Source organism: Streptomyces sp. NPDC007205 (genome assembly GCF_040634095.1).
Lineage (GTDB): Bacteria > Actinomycetota > Actinomycetes > Streptomycetales > Streptomycetaceae > Streptomyces.
The window spans coordinates 169357-187417 of record NZ_JBEYEW010000011.1 but is presented as its reverse complement, the minus strand read 5'-3'; the positions used below and the strand labels follow the sequence as shown (position 1 = coordinate 187417).

Here is an 18061-nt window from a genome sequence, read left to right as displayed (position 1 = left end):
TGCACAGCCCGGGTGTCCGGGTGCGTAGCTCAGGGGTAGAGCGCCTGCCTTACAAGCAGGATGTCGGCGGTTCGAAACCGTCCGCGCCCACCGTCAGCAAAGCCCCCGGCCATCTGGCCGGGGGCTTTGTCATTCCTCCTCGCTCGGCTGCTCGTGGGCGTGTTTCAGCTGGGTGCGGGCCTCCACGCGGTCCGCCGCCGCGATCTCGGCCCAGAAACGGTGCGTGCTGACGAACACCGCGAGTTCGTGTTCGCGGCGGCGCAGCTTCTCCACCTCGGCCTGCTCGTCCGCCGTCCAGCCAGGAGAAGCGGGCCGCTCCACCTTGCGCCAGCCGTTGTCGTCACTGAAGCCGTCCAGCGGCTCGACCGACCACGGCAGGCGCTTGAGCAGGGCCGACAACTCGGCCCGGACCTGATGCAGCTCCTCCTGGCCGGCGAGGAGGTCACTGGGGAATTCATAGGTCGTAGCCACACGGCAATGCTACGCCTGTTCGATTTTGGGGGGCGAGTTCCTTCCTGGGGTTCAGGGCAGGTTCAGCCGAACGGGTGGCCGGCCGCGCGCAGCTCGCTCACCAGGCGGGCCGTCACCGGAGCCGGTACGCCGTGCCGGCCGGCCGCGCGCAGCAACGCCCCGCCGATGGCGTCGAGTTCGAGCGGGCGGCCCGCCTCGGCGTCGCGCTGCATGGACGACTTGGTGCCGGGCGGGAAGGCGTCGTACCGCGCCAGGGTCTGGGCCGGGTCGGCGGGGGCGCCGCAGGCGCGGCTGACCGCGGTGGCCTCGGCGACCAGGGACTCCAGTTCCTCGCGGTGCCGGATGCGGGCCTCGCCGAGCGGGAGGCCGTACCGGGTGGTGAGCAGCGCGAAGGGGGCGAGGAACGCCATCTTGGCCCACAGGGCCGCCGTCTCGTCCTCGGCCACGCGCGCGGTCGTACCGGCCGCGGTGAGGCCGGCGGCGAGGGCGTGCAGACGGGCGCGGGGCACGCCGTCCCCGCCGAGGTCGATCTCCGTGAACGGGCTGCCGTGTTCGATCACACCCGGGGCGACACGGGTGGACTCCACGCGGATCACCGCCGGGGCGACCCGGTCGGGGCGGTAGCGGGCACGCAGCCGCGCGGGATGCTCGACGCCGTTCAGGAGCGGTACGACGAGGGCGTCGCCGAGGGCGGCCGGCGGCACCCGGGTGAGGGCGGCGTCGAGCGCCGTGTGCTTGACGGCGATCAGACAGACGTCCACCGGTTCGCGCAGCTCGGTGTCCGTCTCGACGCGGGCGGTGAAGTCACCGAACTGGGAGCTGCGGACGGTGATTCCGGTCCGGCGCAGGGTGTCGGCCGTACGGTCCTGGGCCAGGCAGATGACGCGGTGGCCGGAGCGGGAGAGCAGGGCGGCGAGGAGGCCGCCGGTGCCGCCGGGGCCAAGCACGGCCACGGTGTTCTTGGTCGCCATGAGGCTGTTCCTTTCGAGGGTCGGTCCCGGGTGTCGGTGACCGCCTTGTGCGTGATCATCGCAGGGGTGTGCGGTCTGCGTGAGACTGGGGGCATGTGCCGGAGCATCAAGACACTGCGCCCGCCCGTCCTGCCCGGCGAGGCCACGGACGAGGACATCCACGCCGCCGCGCTGCAGTACGTACGGAAGGTCTCGGGCTTCCGGGCTCCCGCCGCGCACAACCGCGAGGTCTTCGACCGCGCGGTGGCCGCGGTCGCCGAGGCCACGGCCGAGTTGCTCGGCGGGCTCGAGGTGCGCAGGCGGTCAGTCAGGGACGCCGGGTAGCGCGGGGCCGTGTGAGGTCTGCCATGGGGGTGCGCCTCCACCGGTCCATCCGGCGCGCGTGCCGCCTGACCGTCTGTCAAGGCGTCCTCCAGCCAAGGGAGTCACTCTTCACGTTGCCCGCGGAGGGAGTACGGCGGTGACCCGGCGCGGGGTCCGGCCGGCCGTGGCTCCGGTCCGAGCCGGAGCCGTGGCCAAATGTTGAACTTGCAAGCATTGATTAGGTACCCCTAACCTGGGGCTCCATTCGGTACCGCCGCCCCATGACCGGCCACCCCCACACATCCCGGCCGGCCCGACCGACACCGAAGAGGAGAACCCCTCATGACCGCACGTCTCAACTCCGCTCAGCCCTACGTCCTCGGACTCTTCCGCATCGTCATAGGCCTGCTCTTCGCCGTGCACGGCGCCGCCTCGCTCTTCGGCGTCCTCGGCGGCGCCGCGGGCACCAACGGCGGCACCATCCCGTCCGGCACCTGGCCCGGCTGGTACGCGGCCGTGATCCAGCTCGCCGCCGGCGCTCTGGTGCTCCTCGGCCTCGGCACCCGCGGCGCCGCGCTGATCGCCTCGGGCTCGATGGCGTACGCCTACTTCGACGTCCACCAGCGGGTCGCGCTGTGGCCCATCCAGAACGGCGGCGAGCTGTCGGCCCTGTTCTGCTGGGCGTTCCTGATGCTGGTCTTCACCGGCTCCGGCGCCTTCGGCCTCGACCGGCTCGTCGGCCGCCGCACGGCCGGGAATGGCAGGCCCGCCACCGGTCAGGCCCCGATAGCGGCCTGACCGCCCGGCACCCTCGACCGCCACGAGGGCCGGCGCACGGCGCCCTTCCCCGTCACGAGGGGGGAAGGGTGCCGCCTCGGATCCGCCCGGGGCCGGCTCCGGCGGTCCCCGCATGATCCCCCCTTTCACCCCCCGAGCCGCTCCTGTCACACCTCCCGCGTACGCTGTATGGCTGTCAACGGGGGACCAACGGGAGTAGTCGTGTTCGAGAGTGTGGGGGCGCTGGCCAGCGGACCATGGATCTATGCCGCGGTGGTCGTGTCCGTGCTGCTCGACGTGTTCGTGCCGGTGCTGCCGAGCGGCGTCCTCGTCATCACGGCGGGTACGGCAGCGGCGGCGGGCTCGGGCGCGGCGGCCGGCCGGGTCCCGCACGACGTGCCGGACCTGCTGGCCCTGACGCTCTCCGCGGCGACCGCCTCCGTCCTCGGCGATCTGGTGGCCTACCGCCTGGCCTGGCGGGGCGGTGAGCGGCTGGACCGGGCGATCGCCCGCTCCCGGCGGCTGACCACCGCGCAGGAACGTCTCGGCGATGCCCTGGCCCGGGGTGGCGGCGCGCTGGTCGTGCTCGCCCGCTTCGCCCCCGCCGGCCGGTCGGTCGTCTCCTTCTGCGCCGGCGCAGCCCACCGCCGCGCCCGCGACTTCGTTCCCTGGTCCGCCCTGGCCGGCCTCTCCTGGGCCGCGTACAGCGTCGCCCTCGGCTACTACGGCGCCCAGTGGCTCGGCGCGACCTGGCTCGCCACGGCTGTCCCGTTCGCGGCCCTTTTCGCCGCGGGCGCGGCGGCGGGGTTCCTCGTGCGCCGCCGCCCCGTTTCCTGAGGCGCCACCGCCTGCAGCGGCCGTACCAGGGGCTCCGCCCCCTGGCCCCCCGGCGGGGTCAGCAGTTCGCCAGGTCCTTCGTCAGGGCGGTCTTCTCGGCGGAGTCGACCGAGAGGCCGTAGTAGTACTTCACCTGGACCCAGGCGCGCACGTAGGTGCAGACGTAGGCGGACCGGGACGGGACCCAGGTCGAGGGGTCCTGGTCGCCCTTGGCCTGGTTCACGTTGTCGGTGACGGCGAGGAGCTGCGGGCGGGTGACGTCGTTGGCGAAGGCCTGCCGCTGGGCGGTGGTCCACTTGCTCGCCCCGGAGTCCCAGGCCTCGGCGAGCGGGACGAGGTGGTCGATGTCGACGTCGGACGCGGAGCTCCACGTCGCGCCGTCGTACGGGGAGTACCAGCTGCCGCTGGTGGCTTTGCAGTCGGAGTCGGTGACGACGTTCGTGCCGTCCCGCTTGAGGATCCATTCGCGGGTGTTGCAGGTGCCGGAGATGGTGATCCAGGTCGGGAACTTGTCCCGGCTGTAGCCGGTGCGGTTCTCGGTGGCGACCGTGAGCTGGGAGAGGTAGCCGCGGGCCGTCGCGGCGCTGACCGGCGTGGGCAGGGCGGCGGAGGCGCTCGGGGAGTTGAACAGGGCGGCGGAGGCTATGAGACCGGTGAGCGTGGCGAGTATGCTCAGCCGTCGACGCGCGTAGAACCTGGACATGCGTGAACTCCCTTGCGGGGTAGGGGCGTTGGGGGCGAACGAGGGAATGCTCGCGAGCCCGTGTTGCCGTGGGGTGAGCGCTCGGCAAGAAGTTAATGACGTGAACATGACACAGCAAGGCTCGCGCGCGGTTCAGGGTCGAACCTTCACATCCCTTACGATGGGAGGCGCAGAAGGGGAGTAGCTCTTCGCCGGACCGTCGACATACTGCTCAGCCAGCCTGAGCCGGCGCCCGGAGGCGGACTTCGAGTCTTTCGAGGACCGCCAGCGAGACCTTCGGCAAGCAGTGCACGTCCGCGTCCCCGCGACACGGACGCCTAGTGTGCTGCCGTGCCGAGGTGTCATCGCGTGACGTACCGCACTCTCGGCGGGGCAGCCCCGACCGATTGAGGAACCTTGATCAGCATCACCGTGACAGCGCTCGTCTTCGGCGTCATCTTCCTCGCCGAACTGCCGGACAAGACCGCGCTCGCCGGCCTCGTCCTCGGCACCCGCTACCGCGCGAGCTACGTCTTCGCGGGCGTCGCCGCCGCGTTCCTGCTGCATGTCGTGCTGGCCGTCGCGGCCGGCAGCGCACTGAGCCTGCTGCCCCAGCGGCTTGTGCACGCCCTCACGGGCGTTCTCTTCCTCGGCGGTGCCGCGATGCTGCTGCTGAAGAAGGACGAGGGCGAGGAGGAGATCAAGAAGCCCGCCGACCAGTCCTTCTGGAAGGTCGCGGGTACGGGCTTCATGCTCATCCTGGTCGCCGAGTTCGGCGATCTCACCCAGATCATGACCGCCAACCTCGCCGCCCGCTACGACGACCCGGTCTCCGTCGGACTCGGCGCGGTGCTCGGCCTGTGGGCCGTCGCCGGACTCGGCATCGTCGGCGGAAAGGCCCTGATGAAGAAGGTGCCGCTGCGGCTGATCACGCAGATCGCGGCGCTGCTGATGCTCGCGCTCGGCGCGTGGAGCCTGTACGAGGCGGTGGCGGGCTGAGCCGGGCCGGGCGAGCTGAACGGCCGGTGAACCCGTGCGGGAGGTCAGTGAACCCGTGCGGGAGGTCAGTGAACCCGTGCGGGAGGCCGGTGAACCCGTGCGGGGGTGGTGGCGGACTCGCCCCGGGTTTTGTACCGTGGGGGAACAAAGTGGCTCCCGCCCGTTTTCCCTGACCGGCGGGCGGGGCCGCCTTGTCTCTCCCCTCGGGGTCTCTTTCGTTCCTGGAGCTGCCGATGACGGCCACCGTCACGTCCACCGTCCTCACCGCCCGCGCCCTGCTGCTCGACATGGACGGGACCCTCGTCAACTCGGACGCCGTCGTCGAACGCGTCTGGCGGCGCTGGGCCGGGCGGCACGGGCTGGACGGCGACGAGGTGATGAAGGTCGTCCACGGCCGGCAGGGGCACGCCTCCATGGCGGTGCTGCTGCCCGACCGGCCCATGGAGGAGAACCTCGCCGACAACGCCCGCATGCTCGCCGAGGAGACCGCCGACACCGACGGCGTGGTCGAGATCCCCGGCGCGAGCGCTTTCCTCGCCTCCCTGCGGGGGCTTCCGCACGCCCTGGTGACCTCCGCCGACGTCCCGCTGTCCACCGCGCGCATGGACGCGGCCGGGCTGCCGCTGCCGCAGGTCCGCGTCACCGCCGAGTCGGTCGGGGCGAGCAAGCCCGACCCCGAGGGCTTTCTGAAGGGCGCGGCCGAGCTGGGCGTGGATCCGGCCGGCTGCGTGGTCTTCGAGGACTCCGGTGCGGGTATCGCCGCGGGGCGCGCCGCGGGCATGACCGTGGTGGGCGTCGGGCCGCGGGCCGGTCTCCATGCGCCCGACGTGACCGTGCCCGACCTTACGCGGGTGCGGGTCGAGGCTGTGGCGGACGGGGCGATTCGGCTGCGCATCGGGTGACGGGCGATCCGGGCTCACGCCGCAGTCGGGTGCTGCCGTAGGAAGTCCGCCCCCGCCAAGGGGCTCCGCCCGGGACCTTTCGGATCCTCCTGGCCGGCCGGTCCTCCTCCTGGCCGGCCTGTCCTCAGGTGCCGGACGGGCCGAGCGAGCCGGACGGGCCGGACGTCTCCGCCTCCAGGCTCTTCCGGGTCGCCGCGCCGTACACGCCGAGGGTGTCGCCCTGGATGCCGCGGGCCAGTTGGTAGGTGCGTACGGCGTCCTCCACCGAGCGGGTGAAGATCCCATTGATCCGGTCGCCGTAGAGGTTCACCTGCCGCAGTCGCTGCTGGAGTTCGGCCACCTCGGGGCCGCTGTCACCGCGCTGCAGCACCGTGGGGACGGCGGGCGTGGTCCGCGGGGTGGCGGCGGCCGTCATGGGTGCGGTGGGTGAGGCCGGGCGGGGCGTTTCGGCGGAGGCGGACGGGGTCGGTGGGGGGAACGGCGTGGCCGACGGGCTCGGACGGCCCACCGAGACGGAAGGCGACGGTGCGGGCGGGCGGGGGACGGTGGGGGAGGTGGGTGCCGTCGGTGACGCCGGACCCGGTGTGCTCACGTCCGGGACGCTCTCCCTGACCTCCTGGGCGGCCTGGTTCCGGGACGGTGTGTGGTACGAGAACAGCCCACTCGCGAACCCGGCCACCGCCACGACGGCCACGCCCGCCCCCGCCACGGACAACAGGGCGCCACGACGGGACCGCCGACGGCCCACCCCGGCACCCAGGGGCTCCGCCGCCCCGGGTACATCGCTGCCGCCGGTGCCGCCGGTCCCGCCGAAGCCCCCCGGGCTGCCGGGGCGGCCCGTCGCACCGGTCCACCCGGTGGTGCCCGGGTCGCCGGTGCCGGGCATCCCGTCCGCCCCGGCGTCCGCGGACATCCGCAGGTCGGCCGGGCTCGGCCCCGCGGCCGGCGGTAACGGCAGGGTGGCCTCCACGGCCGGTACCGGTTGCGTCTCCGGGCCGGGTGGTACGCCGGGCGTGCCGGGTGCCGTACGCGCCCCTTCGACCTCCACATACGGTCGTATCCGCAGCGGGTCGAAGTCCTCCGCCGCTGCCGCCTCGGCCGAGCGCGTCTCGCGCAGGGTCTCGGCGGCGCGCTCGGTGCAGTCGCAGGTCGGGCTGTGGTCCGGCTGCCTCGGCGCCCCGCACTCCGGGCAGGGGCACATCCGGCCCTCGGGACTTTCGGAATCAGTCATGTGTTCGTCCCTCCCCTCATGAACTTCCGAGACTATGCGCACCTTCTCCACATCCGTCGCCGGAAACGCGGGACTCGACAGGCCGTAAACGGTGACACCCACCACGATGGAAGGTGCACCCGAGCCCCCGGGAGGTCTCCATGGCCCTGGACACGCACGGCGCGGAGAAGAAGACGCAGGCCGCCGAGCACGTCTCCGGCAGTGTGTTCGTCTCGATCGGCGCCCTGCTCCTCGGGCTGCTGCTCGCCGCGCTCGACCAGACGATCGTGTCGACCGCGCTGCCCACCATCGTCAGCGACCTCGGTGGCCTGGAGCACCTGTCCTGGGTGGTCACCGCCTATCTGCTGGCCTCGACCGCCGCGACCCCGCTGTGGGGCAAGCTCGGCGACCAGTACGGGCGAAAGAGGCTGTTCCAGACCGCCATCGTCATCTTCCTCGTCGGCTCCGCGCTGTGCGGCATGGCGCAGAACATGCCCGAGCTGATCGGCTTCCGCGCGCTGCAGGGACTGGGCGGCGGCGGACTGATCGTGCTGTCCATGGCGATCGTCGGCGACATCGTGCCGCCGCGTGAACGCGGCCGGTACCAGGGGCTGTTCGGGGCCGTGTTCGGGGCGACCAGTGTCCTCGGGCCGCTGCTCGGCGGGCTGTTCACCGAGCATCTGAGCTGGCGCTGGGTGTTCTACGTCAATCTGCCCGTCGGCGTGGTCGCGCTCGCCGTGATCGCCACCGCCCTGCAGATCCCGCGCCGCACCGCCCACCACGTCATCGACTACCCGGGGACGGTCCTCATCGCCTCCGTCGCCACCTGCCTCGTCCTCGTCGCCTCCCTCGGCGGTACGACCTGGGCCTGGGGGTCGGCGCAGATCATCGGGCTGGCCGTGCTGGGCGTGCTGCTGGCCGTGGCGTTCGTGGCCGTCGAGCGCCGGGCCGCCGAACCGGTGCTGCCGCTGAAGCTGTTCGGCATCCGCACCTTCACCCTCGCCGCCGTCATCAGCTTCATCGTCGGCTTCGCCATGTTCGGCGCGATGACCTATCTGCCGACGTTCCTGCAGGTCGTGCACGGCATCTCGCCGACCCTGTCCGGCGTGCACATGCTGCCCATGGTGGCCGGCCTGCTGCTGTCCTCCACGATCTCCGGGCAGATCGTCAGCCGCACCGGCCGCTGGAAGGTCTTCCCGGTCGCCGGCACCGCCGTGACCACCATCGGCCTGCTCCTGCTGCACCGGCTCGACGAACACAGCTCCACCGTCCGGATGAGCGTCTACTTCTTCGTCTTCGGCCTGGGCCTCGGCCTGGTCATGCAGGTGCTCGTCCTCATCGTGCAGAACGCGGTGTCGTACGAGGACCTCGGCGTCGCCACCTCCGGCGCGACCTTCTTCCGCTCCATCGGCGCCTCCTTCGGCGTCGCCATCTTCGGCTCGGTCTTCGCCGGCCGCCTCGGCGACAAGCTCGCCGCCGCCTTCCGGGGTGTGAACCTGCCGCCCGGCGCCTCCGCGAGCGCCCTCAAGTCCGACCCGCGCGGCATCGCCGCCCTGCCGCCCGCCCTGCGCCCGGCGGTCCTGCACGCGTACGCGTCCTCCATCACCGACGTCTTCCTCTACGCCGCCCCCGTCGCCGTCCTCGGCTTCCTGCTGGCCTGGTTCCTGAAGGAGGACCGGCTGCGCGGCTCGGTCACCGCGCCGGACGTGTCCGAGACCATCCCGCCCAACCCGGTCGAGCGGTCCTCCTACGACGAGTGCTGCCGGGCCCTGTCCCTGCTCGGCACCCGCGAGGGCCGCCGCGAGGTCTACCAGAAGATCACCGAACGCGCCGGGTACGACCTGCTGCCCGCCGCCGGCTGGATGCTGCTGCGCATCCGCAAGTACGGCTCCGTCGAGCCGGGCGTGCTCGCCGAGCGCAGCCCCGTCCCGCTCGACACGGTCCTCGCCGCCGCCCGCCAGGTCGAGGAGCGGCACCTCGCCGAACGCCGGGGCCTGGACCTGTATCTGACCGAGTCCGGCCGCGAGGTCGCCGAACGGCTCGCCAAGGCACGTGAGGAGTCCCTGGCCGAACTCCTCGGCGACTGGTGGAAGCCGGGCCGCTCCACCGACCTGACGCAGCTCGTCCGGGAACTCACCGGCGAACTGTGCGGCACCGAGCGCGAGCGCCCGCACAAGGCGGCCCGGTCCAGGGACAGTTGACCGCCGGCCTCTTGCGGAACCGGTGCTCGGCGCAGACGTCGTCGTTGTGCGGGCCCTCTCCGTGCAGCCGAGGCGGGCGTGCGGGTCGCCGCGGCTGGTCACGCCCACGCGGCGGTAGCCGCAGATCGGACACGGCCCCGCACCCCCCAGGGGGCTGCGGCACCGCCGGCCGAACGGGTTCCGCACACTGTCTGCCGTGAACCGCACCGACCGCCTCTACGCCCTCGTCGAGGAGCTGCGCGCCGCCGCTCCCCGCCCCCGCAGCGCCCGCGCGCTCGCCCGGCGCTTCGAGGTCAGCGTCCGCACGATCGAGCGCGACCTGGCCGCGCTGCAGCAGTCCGGCGTGCCCATCCACGCCGAGCCGGGCCGCAGCGGCGGTTACGTCCTGGACCGCGACCGCACCCTGCCGCCGCTGACCATCACGCCGGCCGAGGCGACCGCCCTCGCCGTCGGGCTGCACGCGCTCGCCGGCACACCGTTCGCGGCGGACGCGCGCAGCGCGCTGCACAAAGTGCTGGCCGTGCTGCCGGAGCGGGAGCGGCGGGCGGCGGCCGAGCTGACCGGGCGGGTGCGGCTGCTCGTCCCGGCCGCCCGACCTGCGCCGCCCGCCGGACCGGTCGTGCCCGCCGCGCTGCGGGAGGCGCTGACCGCGGGCCGGGTGCTGCGCCTGGACTACGCCGACGCGGCGGGCCGGGTCACCGCTCGGGACGTGGAACCGCTCGGCTTCCTCGGCGGAGCGGAGCACTGGTATCTGGCCGGCTGGTGCCGGCTGCGGGACGCGCCGCGCGGCTTCCGCCTGGACCGGGTGCGCGCGGCGACGGCCCTGGACGAGCGGGTCCCGCACCGCGCCGTCGACCTCGCCGCCCTCGACACGCTCGGCTCCGACGTCGTACCGCTCGACGCGGCGACCGTGATGTGACGGCAATCACCGACAGGGGGGTGTCGCGGGCCGGACGGAGGCTGGTCCCCATGACAACGACTTCTCACACCAGCCACCGCATCCTGACCCCCACGACCGGGATCGCCCTCTTCGACCGCTGGACCGCCCTGTGGAACGGCGACTTCAGCGACCCGGAGGCCTTCCTCGCCCCCGGCTTCCGCGTCCGCTTCGGCAACGACCCCGCGAACGCGGCCACCGACGAGGTGCGGGGCCCGGCCGGGATGCTCGCATACGTCCGGACCTTCCGTGCGCAGAAGCCCGGACTGCGGTTCGCCGTCGACGGGACCGCGCTGGTGGACACCGGTCTGGGCCGGGTCGCCTGCTGCTGGTACGTGACCTTGGCGGACGGCGTGCAGAAGAGCGGGATCGACCTGCTGGAGGTGGTGGACGGGCGGATCGCGACGGTCTGGTCGGTGACCGGACTGCGCCGCTTCGGGGACTGACCGCCGTTTGTGGCTCCCCTTCCGGGTGACCCGGAGGGGGAGCCGGCCAGCGGGGCCGGTCCGATCGGAAGGGAACCATGTCCACTGGCATGATCGTGTTGATCGTGATCGTGGCGGCCGTGATCGTCGGCGCGGCCGCCCTCCCGATCCTGCGTGGCCGGGGCCGACGCGGCGGTGCCGCCCTCAAGCGGCGCTTCGGGCCCGAGTACGAGCGGGCCGTGGCCCTGCACGACGGCGACGCAGGCGCCGCCGAACGGGAACTGGCCGAGCGCGTCGAACGCCACGGCGACCTGCGGGAACGGCCACTGGACCCGGCCGGGCGCGAGCAGTACGCGGCCCGCTGGACGGCCGTACAGGAACACTTCGTCGAGTCGCCGCGGCAAGCGGTGGCCGAGGCCGACCGGCTGCTCGCGGAACTCGCCGTCGCGCGCGGCTACCCGGACGGCGGGCACTACGAGGAGCAGCTCGCCGCGCTGTCCGTGCACCACGCCGACCATGTCGACGGCTACCGCCGGGTGCACCGGGTGGCCCGGTCCGGGGCGAGCAGCGGGGCGACCGAGGCGGGCTCCGGGACGGAGGAGATGCGCACGGCACTCGTCGGCGCACGCGCCCTCTTCGACGACCTGACCCACCCCGCCCGGGAACCGGGCCGCCATCGCGCGACCCACACCGGCACCGGCTCCCACACCCCATGGGCCCTCGACAGGGGCCGGCCGAAGGAGAGTTGACCGTCATGTCGGACAGGACGAGAGACCCCGGCGACGAGCGCCCCACCGGCCGCTTCACCCACCCACCGGACGAGGACTGGGCCCCGGAGGACGACACGGCACCGCGTCGCACATCGCGGGAGCCCCGGCCGGAGGAACGACTGCCCGGCGAGCCGCCCGCCTCGACCGCCCCCGGCGGAGAGGGCCTGACAGCCGACGACCGCACCCCTGAGGACACCCCCCGACACCCCCCGGTCCCGGCAGGCACCGGCATCGCGGGTGGGGCCGGGGCCGAGACCGGGTCCGAGGGCCTGCGGCCCGGTACGGAGGACCTGGCGTCCGAACCGGACGCGAGCGGTGCGCGCTCGGCCGAGTCGCCGGCGCCGGACACCTGGCCGACGGCACCGGGTGCGCCCGAACCCGCCGGTGCCGCGCCCGCAGACGCGGCGGGCTCCGGCGGGGTCGGCGCGCCTCTTCTGCCGCACGAGGAGACCGACCGCTGGGAGCAGCGGATGCGGCAGCTGGCCGTCGGGTTCGTGGACGAGCCACGGGGTGCGGTCGAGGAGGCCGACCGGGCGCTGGAGGAGATCGTGGCGCGCTTCGGCGAGGCCGTGAACCGCCGACGGCGTACGCTGCGCCGCTCCTGGGAGGCCTCCGAGGACCGTGGCCCCGGCACCGATACCGACACCGAGCAGCTCAGGCTGGCCCTGCGCGACTACCGGGAGCTGGCCGGGCGTCTGCTACACCTGTGACGGCCCCGGCACCTCACCCTTGGCGGCGGCCCTGAGCCGCCGCCACTCGCGTACGACCTCCTCGACGTCGTACGGCTTCTTCCCCAGCGGAGGACCGGGCGGCGGCTTGAACATCATGTCCTTGATCCTGACGTTGACGTCCTCGATCAGCTTCCGGGCGATCCGCTCCGAGGGTGCCGCGTAGGCCGCCGCGAGCGTGTCCTCGGCCTCCTTGCGCAGGGCGAGTGCGGGCGGCAGCACGGACAGGCCCTCGCGCGCCATCTTCCGCTTGACCCACCACAGTTCGTCGTAGACGGAGTCGAACTCGGCGGGCAGCGGCTCCCCCGCACCCGGCAGCCGCTCGAACTCACCGCGCTCCTGCGCGTCGCGGATCTCCTTCTCGACCCAGGACTCGAACGGCACACCCGGTGGCTTTCGCTCGGTCATGACCCCATTGTGCCGGACGCGACCCGGCGGGGCGTTCTATCATGCGGCGGCGGTACGCCGATCCGGCCGCCGCGCAAGGACGTCACAGGGGGAACGCGCGTGCTCGAACTCACCATGGCCACCGTCTCCGGAGCCGACGCGGGCGTCACGGCCGGCATGACGATGGCCGACGCGCCCAGCGAGCCGGGCGCCGTGCTCCGGGTCGGCCGGGACGCGTCCGTGTGCCGGCTGGTCACCCCCGAGGACTGGCTGTTCGTCTCCCGGGTGCACCTGGAGTTCCTGTGCGGCCCGGACGGCGGCTGGCAGGTGAGCTGGCTGCGCGGTTCCCAGGCCGACCCCTCCGCCGAAGTACGGCTGGTGGTCGGCGAGTACGCGCAGGCCGTCGGCTACGGCTCGGCCGTACGGCTGCCGCGCGGCGGGTCCGGCGAGCTCGTCGTCCAGGACCGCACCGCGCCGCGCAGCGTCAACGTCGGCTTCTACCACGAGGTGTGAGAGCCGGGGGCCAAAGATCGCTCAGGCCAGTACCCGGGCCAGCGCGAAGCCGTCGTAGCCCTTGCTGCCGACCGTCTGGATCGCCGTACCGCTCAGCCGCGGATGCGAGGCGATCAGCTCGATCGCGGCACGCGTGCCCACGACGTCCGGCTCGGTGCTGCCCGCGTCGAGGACCCGGCCGCCGCGCACCACGTTGTCCACGACGATCAGGCTGCCGGTGCGGGTGAGCCGCAGCGCCCACTCCACGTAGTGCGGGTTGTTGGCCTTGTCGGCGTCGATGAACACGAGGTCGAACGGGGCCGGGTTCTCGTCGGCGAGCTTGGGCAGCGACTCCAGGGCCGGGCCCACCCGCACCTCCGCGATCCGGTCCAGGCCGGCCCGGGCGATGTTCCGGGCGGCCACCTCGGCGTGCTTGGCGTTGTACTCCAGCGAGATGAGTCTGCCGTCCTCGGGCAGCGCGCGGGCCATCCAGATGGTGCTGTAGCCGCCGAGGGTGCCGATCTCCAGGATGTGCCGCGCGCCCTGCACCTGGGCGAGCAGCTGGAGGAACTTGCCCTGTGCCGCCGTCACGGCGATGTCCGGGAGCCCCGCGGCGTCGTTCTCCCGCCGGGCCGCCCGGAGCGCCTCGTCGTCGGGTGCCAGGTGATCGGTGAAGTACGCGTCGACATCGTCCCAGAGCTGGGAGTCGCTCATGCTCCTGCTGCCTTTCCCGAGTGTCTGCCCTTCCCCCCGCATCGTCTCAGCCGACGGGGGCCGACGGGGAGACCGGCGGCGGAGGCTGCACGGGCGGCGGCGGAATCACCGGCCGCCGCGAACGCCGTACGACGATCAGGGCGACGGCGGAGCCGGCCAGGAGCAGAACGCCGCCGACCGTGAGCAGCCAGGCCGGGATCCCGGCGATCTCGCGCAGCCGGTCGTCGTAGATCACCTGCTGGACCGGGGTGTCGGCGGCGGCCCGGCGCAGCTCGTGGTCGCCGGAGATACGGGCGGGCTCGGGGAACCACTGGGTGAGCGCGGTCAGATACGGCGTCCCGGCGGCCAGTTCGCCCAGGCTGCTGTCGTCGTGCGTGCGGAGGCGGCCCGCGAAGACCACGCTGGGCGGGAGCCCCCCGATCGTCGAGCGCGTCTGCATGCGGTGCGCGGCGAGGACGTACAGGCCGAGGGACTGCGGCCGGGTCGCCAGGCGGGACAGCCGCATCGGGTACACCGGGGCGTCCGCGGCGAAGGTGAGGTGGATCGGGTCCAGCGCGCCGTGCAGCGCGGCGCCGGCCGTGTCCGGGGCGAGCCGGACGGCCACGTACTCCCAGTGCCGGTCGACGTACGGCTGCAGGGCGCTCTTCAGCCGGGCGGGCAGGGAGAAGCCGTGGGCGTGCAGCCAGTCGCCGAGAGCGGCCGGGTCGGTGGCGGTCAGCCGGGCCACGTCGAAGGGGCCGAGCCGCTGCCGGTCGACCACACCGACGGCGCTGCCGGGCCGGGGTGCGTCGTCGCCGTAGGTGTCGTGGCTGTCGAAGGGCCAGTCGCCGTTCTCGGGCCAGAAGTGGTACCGCGTGCGGTGGACCGGCTGGATGGCCTTGGCCAGCTGGTCGAAGAGGGCGGGGTCGCCGAGGCGGACGCCGGCGCGGTGCGGGACGGGCATGATCCAGGCGGCGTGCCGCGCGTCGCCGTTCACCGTCAGCCGCATCACGATCTGCTCCTGACGGCCGTCCCAGCGCAGTACGGACTCCTCGTCGGCGACGGATATCCGCGCCGACGGGTCCGGCACCATCGCGCCGCAGCCGCAGGCGTAGGCCGGCGCGATGAGCCAGGTCAGCTGGATGCCGAGAAGGGTGAGGACGAGGGTGAGGATGCGGGCGCGTTTCACGGGGCAACAGACGGCGCCGGTGCGTGAACGGTTCCCTGTGCTGGTGCCGCCCCGAAGGGGCGCGGGGAACTGCGCCACCAGCCACAGCGCACCCGCACCCGGCATACCCCCGGCCCCCCTACGGCGCTTGGCGGCCCTCGACCGACGGCGCCGAACCGGGCAACGGCCGGCCGGCCGACTCGGACATCCGCCACACCGCGAAACCGCCCACGACGGCCGCGGCCATCATGTAGTACGCGGGCATCATCATGTTCCCCGTCGCCCCGATCAGCGCGGTCACGACCAGCGGAGTCGTCCCGCCGAACAGGGACACGGACACGTTGAACCCGATGGACAGGGACCCGTACCGCACCCGCGTCGGGAAGAGAGCGGGCAGCGCGGCCGGCATGGCCGCCGTGAAGCAGACCAGCAGCAGACCCAGCGCACCCATGCCCAGCGCTACGGCGAGCAGGCTGCCCTGGCGGATCAGCAGCAGGGCCGGCATCGACAGGATCAGGAAGCCCGCACAGCCCGCCGCGATCACCGGCCGGCGGCCGACCCGGTCGGTCAGCGCGCCCGCGAACGGCTGGACGATCATCATCAGCACCATCACGCCCAGCACGACCAGCAGGCCGTGCGTCTCGTCGTACTTCAGCTCGCTGGTCAGATAGCTCGGCATGTACGACAGCAGCATGTAGTCGGTGACGTTGAAGACCAGCACCAGGCCCATGCACAGCAGCAGCGCCTTCCACTGGCCCGCCACCATCTCGCGCAGCGGCACCTTCGGCCGGGCGGCCTCCGCCTTCTCGACCTCGGCCGCGAACGCCGGGGTCTCCTCCAGCCGCATCCGCAGGTACAGGCCGATGATGCCCATCGGACCGGCGATCAGGAACGGGATCCGCCAGCCCCAGGAGAGCAGGTCCTCGGAGGACAGCAGAGCGGTCATCACGGTGACCAGACCCGCACCGCCGATGTAGCCCGCCAGCGTGCCGAACTCCAGCCAGCTGCCGAAGAAACCGCGCTTCTTGTCCGGGGCGTACTCGGCGATGAAGGTCGACGCGCCCGCGTACTCACCGCCCGTGGAGAAGCCCTGCACCAGCCGGGCGGCCAGGAGCAGCAGCGGGGCGCCCACGCCGATCGACGCGTACGACGGGATCAGACCGATCGCGAACGTACCCACCGCCATCATGATCATCGTCAGGGCGAGGACCTTCTGACGGCCCACACGGTCGCCCAGCGGGCCGAAGACCATGCCTCCGAGCGGCCGGACCAGGAACGCCGCCGCGAAGGCGCCGAACGTCGACAGCAGCTGCGCGGTCGGGTTGCCGGACGGGAAGAAGACCTTGCCCAGCGTGACGGCGATGTAGCTGTAGACACCGAAGTCGAACCACTCCATCGCGTTGCCCAGCGCGGCGGCCTTCACGGCGCGCTTGACGAGCGCGGGGTCGGTGACGGTGACGTCGCGGGCCTGGGCGGCCCGCCGGGTCTTCAAGGACGGGGACGGGGAGACGGCTGTGACGGTCGCCAAAACGGGGCTCGCCTACCTTTCGACGGGGACAGGGGCGCGGTCCGTACGGCGACGCTGCCGGGAAACGGGCCGAAAAGTGACCATAGGCGGCGTTCGGCACCTTACGTCACGTACGCGAGTAGCTGCAGAGTGCAGCTAAATGGGGCATACGCAGGTACGTCTGCCCGCTCATGACGAGGCATTCCGGGCTTCCGGTGTGATCCTTCTCGCGCCCTGAACGGGCAACCGGGCGTGCCGCGGCGCGTGCCCGTCGGGCTCCCTCGGTCCCGCACTCGAACCACACCGTCTTTCCGAGTCATGGTCGGTCTTGCTCGGCGGACAGGGGAGTCGAACCCCCTGCGCCGCCATCGCCCTCCGCGACTCCAAGACCCCGGCGGGTCTACAACCGCTGAATGATCGTCCCGGTCGCCAGCCCGCCGCCCGCACACATACTGATCAGGGCGAACTCCTTGTCCGTGCGCTCCAGTTCGTGCAGGGCGGTGGTGATCAGGCGGGCCCCCGTCGCCCCCACGGGGTGGCCGAGGGCAATCGCACCGCCATTCACGTTGACCTTGTCCAGGTCCTGTTCGAAGACCTGGGCCCAGCTCAACACCACGGACGCGAAAGCCTCGTTGATCTCGACCAGGTCGATGTCCTTCAACGACATCCCCGCCTTGCCCAGCACCGCGCGCGTCGCGTCGATCGGTCCGTCCAGATGGAAGTGCGGGTCGGCGCCGACCAGCGCCTGGGCGACGATCCGTGCCCTCGGCTTCAGCTTCAGCGCCCGGGCCATCCGCTTCGACGCCCACATGATGGCCGCCGCCCCGTCCGAGATCTGCGACGAGTTGCCCGCCGTATGGACCGCCGTCGGCATCACCGGCTTCAGCCTCGCCAGCGCCTCCACCGACGTGTCCCGCAGGCCCTCGTCCTTGTCGACCAGTCGCCACATGCCCTGACCGGCGTACTGCTCCTCCTCGGTGGTGGGCACCTGCACGGCGAACGTCTCCCGCTTGAAACGTTCCTCCGCCCAGGCCAGCGCCGCCCGCTCCTGGGACGACAACCCCAGCGCGTCGACGTCCCCCCGCGAAAGCCCCCGATGGCGCGCGATCCGCTCCGCCGCCTCGAACTGGTTCGGCAGGTCGACGTTCCACTCGTCGGGAAACGGCTTGCCCGGACCGTGCTTCGAGCCCGAGCCCAGCGGGACCCGGCTCATCGCCTCGACACCGCAGCTGATCCCGACGTCGATCACGCCGGCCGCGACCATGTTGGCCACCATGTGCGAGGCCTGTTGCGAGGAGCCGCACTGGCAGTCGACCGTCGTCGCCGCCGTCTCGTACGGGAGCCCCATGGTCAGCCACGCCGTGCGCGCGGGGTTCATGGACTGTTCGCCGGCGTGGGTGACCGTGCCGCCGACGATCTGCTCGACCGCGTCGGCGGGGATGCCGGTGCGCCCGAGGAGCTCACGGTAGGTCTCGCCCAGGAGGTAGGCGGGGTGCAGGTTGGCTAGCGCGCCGCCGCGCTTGCCGATGGGGGTGCGTACGGCTTCGACGATCACGGGTTCGGCGGCCATGGGTGCGGGTCCTCTCCGAGAGGGCTCTCCT

General features: G+C 72.6%; 20 protein-coding genes and 1 tRNA gene. 12 read left to right on the top strand and 9 right to left on the bottom strand.

Going from position 1 to position 18061, the window contains the following annotated elements; translation table 11 throughout:
* Positions 1 to 18 precede the first annotated feature (18 nt).
* Positions 19 to 90 (top strand) — tRNA-Val (locus ABZ624_RS20570).
* A gap of 39 nt (positions 91 to 129) precedes the next feature.
* Here the strand turns inward: ABZ624_RS20570 and ABZ624_RS20565 are convergent.
* Both ABZ624_RS20565 and ABZ624_RS20560 read right to left on the bottom strand, forming a co-directional pair.
* Positions 130 to 471 carry a hypothetical protein gene (locus tag ABZ624_RS20565; RefSeq protein WP_360090575.1) on the bottom strand — a complete coding sequence of 114 codons (342 nt, stop codon included), beginning with the start codon at positions 469 to 471 and terminating at the stop codon, positions 130 to 132.
* Between the two features lie 62 nt (positions 472 to 533).
* Entirely contained in the window at positions 534 to 1442 is a 909-nt protein-coding gene (locus ABZ624_RS20560) for a 2-dehydropantoate 2-reductase (RefSeq protein ID WP_360090572.1), read from the bottom strand.
* 93 nt (positions 1443 to 1535) lie between these two features.
* Between ABZ624_RS20560 and ABZ624_RS20555 the strand changes: the two genes are divergently transcribed.
* The 3 genes from ABZ624_RS20555 to ABZ624_RS20545 all read left to right on the top strand — a co-directional run bounded on the left by ABZ624_RS20555 (position 1536) and on the right by ABZ624_RS20545 (position 3359).
* Positions 1536 to 1766, top strand: a complete 231-nt coding sequence (locus ABZ624_RS20555) for a DUF2277 domain-containing protein (protein ID WP_360090569.1) — start codon at positions 1536 to 1538, stop codon at positions 1764 to 1766.
* 321 nt (positions 1767 to 2087) lie between these two features.
* Positions 2088 to 2543, top strand: coding sequence for a DoxX family protein (locus tag ABZ624_RS20550; RefSeq protein WP_360090566.1), 456 nt, complete (start codon positions 2088 to 2090; stop codon positions 2541 to 2543).
* Between the two features lie 201 nt (positions 2544 to 2744).
* On the top strand, positions 2745 to 3359 hold the full coding sequence (locus ABZ624_RS20545; protein ID WP_360090563.1) for a VTT domain-containing protein: 615 nt from the start codon (positions 2745 to 2747) through the stop codon (positions 3357 to 3359).
* A gap of 58 nt (positions 3360 to 3417) precedes the next feature.
* On the opposite strand, the gene ABZ624_RS20540 is transcribed toward ABZ624_RS20545, so the two are convergent.
* Positions 3418 to 4062, bottom strand: a complete 645-nt coding sequence (locus ABZ624_RS20540) for an HNH endonuclease family protein (RefSeq protein ID WP_360090560.1) — start codon at positions 4060 to 4062, stop codon at positions 3418 to 3420.
* A 396-nt stretch (positions 4063 to 4458) separates the two neighbouring features.
* Here ABZ624_RS20540 and ABZ624_RS20535 point away from each other — a divergent pair, with 396 nt between their 5' ends.
* Together ABZ624_RS20535 and ABZ624_RS20530 are read left to right on the top strand one after the other, a co-directional pair.
* Complete coding sequence (locus ABZ624_RS20535; RefSeq protein ID WP_360090557.1) at positions 4459 to 5040, top strand: TMEM165/GDT1 family protein; 582 nt, start codon at positions 4459 to 4461, stop codon at positions 5038 to 5040.
* 233 nt (positions 5041 to 5273) lie between these two features.
* Complete coding sequence (locus ABZ624_RS20530) at positions 5274 to 5942, top strand: HAD-IA family hydrolase (RefSeq protein WP_360090554.1); 669 nt, start codon at positions 5274 to 5276, stop codon at positions 5940 to 5942.
* 124 nt (positions 5943 to 6066) lie between these two features.
* Here ABZ624_RS20530 and ABZ624_RS20525 read toward each other — a convergent pair whose 3' ends face one another.
* Entirely contained in the window at positions 6067 to 7173 is a 1107-nt protein-coding gene (locus tag ABZ624_RS20525; RefSeq protein ID WP_360090551.1) for a peptidoglycan-binding protein, read from the bottom strand.
* A 140-nt stretch (positions 7174 to 7313) separates the two neighbouring features.
* On the opposite strand from ABZ624_RS20525, the gene ABZ624_RS20520 reads away from it, so the two are divergent.
* From ABZ624_RS20520 to ABZ624_RS20500, 5 genes are all read left to right on the top strand, one after another.
* On the top strand, positions 7314 to 9353 hold the full coding sequence (locus ABZ624_RS20520) for an MDR family MFS transporter (protein ID WP_360090548.1): 2040 nt from the start codon (positions 7314 to 7316) through the stop codon (positions 9351 to 9353).
* 196 nt (positions 9354 to 9549) lie between these two features.
* A complete protein-coding gene (locus ABZ624_RS20515) occupies positions 9550 to 10272 on the top strand; it encodes a YafY family protein (protein ID WP_360090545.1) in 723 nt (240 codons plus the stop codon).
* Between the two features lie 50 nt (positions 10273 to 10322).
* Entirely contained in the window at positions 10323 to 10736 is a 414-nt protein-coding gene (locus ABZ624_RS20510) for a nuclear transport factor 2 family protein (protein WP_360090541.1), read from the top strand.
* 77 nt (positions 10737 to 10813) lie between these two features.
* The gene (locus tag ABZ624_RS20505) at positions 10814 to 11464 is read left to right on the top strand and encodes a hypothetical protein (RefSeq protein ID WP_360090538.1); all 651 of its coding nucleotides are present in this window, start codon (positions 10814 to 10816) and stop codon (positions 11462 to 11464) included.
* A 5-nt stretch (positions 11465 to 11469) separates the two neighbouring features.
* A complete protein-coding gene (locus ABZ624_RS20500; RefSeq protein ID WP_360090535.1) occupies positions 11470 to 12195 on the top strand; it encodes a hypothetical protein in 726 nt (241 codons plus the stop codon).
* Here ABZ624_RS20500 and ABZ624_RS20495 read toward each other — a convergent pair.
* Positions 12184 to 12621, bottom strand: coding sequence for a DUF1992 domain-containing protein (locus ABZ624_RS20495; protein ID WP_360090532.1), 438 nt, complete (start codon positions 12619 to 12621; stop codon positions 12184 to 12186). The two genes, ABZ624_RS20500 and ABZ624_RS20495, sit on opposite strands and share 12 nt — an antisense overlap.
* A gap of 99 nt (positions 12622 to 12720) precedes the next feature.
* Here ABZ624_RS20495 and ABZ624_RS20490 point away from each other — a divergent pair, with 99 nt between their 5' ends.
* Positions 12721 to 13113: a hypothetical protein gene (locus ABZ624_RS20490; protein WP_360090529.1), complete on the top strand. Its 393-nt coding sequence runs from the start codon at positions 12721 to 12723 to the stop codon at positions 13111 to 13113.
* Positions 13114 to 13134: 21 nt separating this feature from the next.
* Here ABZ624_RS20490 and ABZ624_RS20485 read toward each other — a convergent pair whose 3' ends face one another.
* The 4 genes from ABZ624_RS20485 to ABZ624_RS20470 form a co-directional block, all read right to left on the bottom strand.
* A complete protein-coding gene (locus ABZ624_RS20485) occupies positions 13135 to 13806 on the bottom strand; it encodes an O-methyltransferase (RefSeq protein ID WP_360090526.1) in 672 nt (223 codons plus the stop codon).
* 46 nt (positions 13807 to 13852) lie between these two features.
* Positions 13853 to 14974 carry a DUF2330 domain-containing protein gene (locus ABZ624_RS20480; protein WP_360090523.1) on the bottom strand — a complete coding sequence of 374 codons (1122 nt, stop codon included), beginning with the start codon at positions 14972 to 14974 and terminating at the stop codon, positions 13853 to 13855.
* 118 nt (positions 14975 to 15092) lie between these two features.
* Positions 15093 to 16481 carry a glycine betaine/L-proline transporter ProP gene (gene proP, locus ABZ624_RS20475; RefSeq protein ID WP_360090520.1) on the bottom strand — a complete coding sequence of 463 codons (1389 nt, stop codon included), beginning with the start codon at positions 16479 to 16481 and terminating at the stop codon, positions 15093 to 15095.
* Between the two features lie 379 nt (positions 16482 to 16860).
* Complete coding sequence (locus ABZ624_RS20470; protein WP_360090517.1) at positions 16861 to 18030, bottom strand: steroid 3-ketoacyl-CoA thiolase; 1170 nt, start codon at positions 18028 to 18030, stop codon at positions 16861 to 16863.
* Positions 18031 to 18061 lie beyond the last annotated feature (31 nt).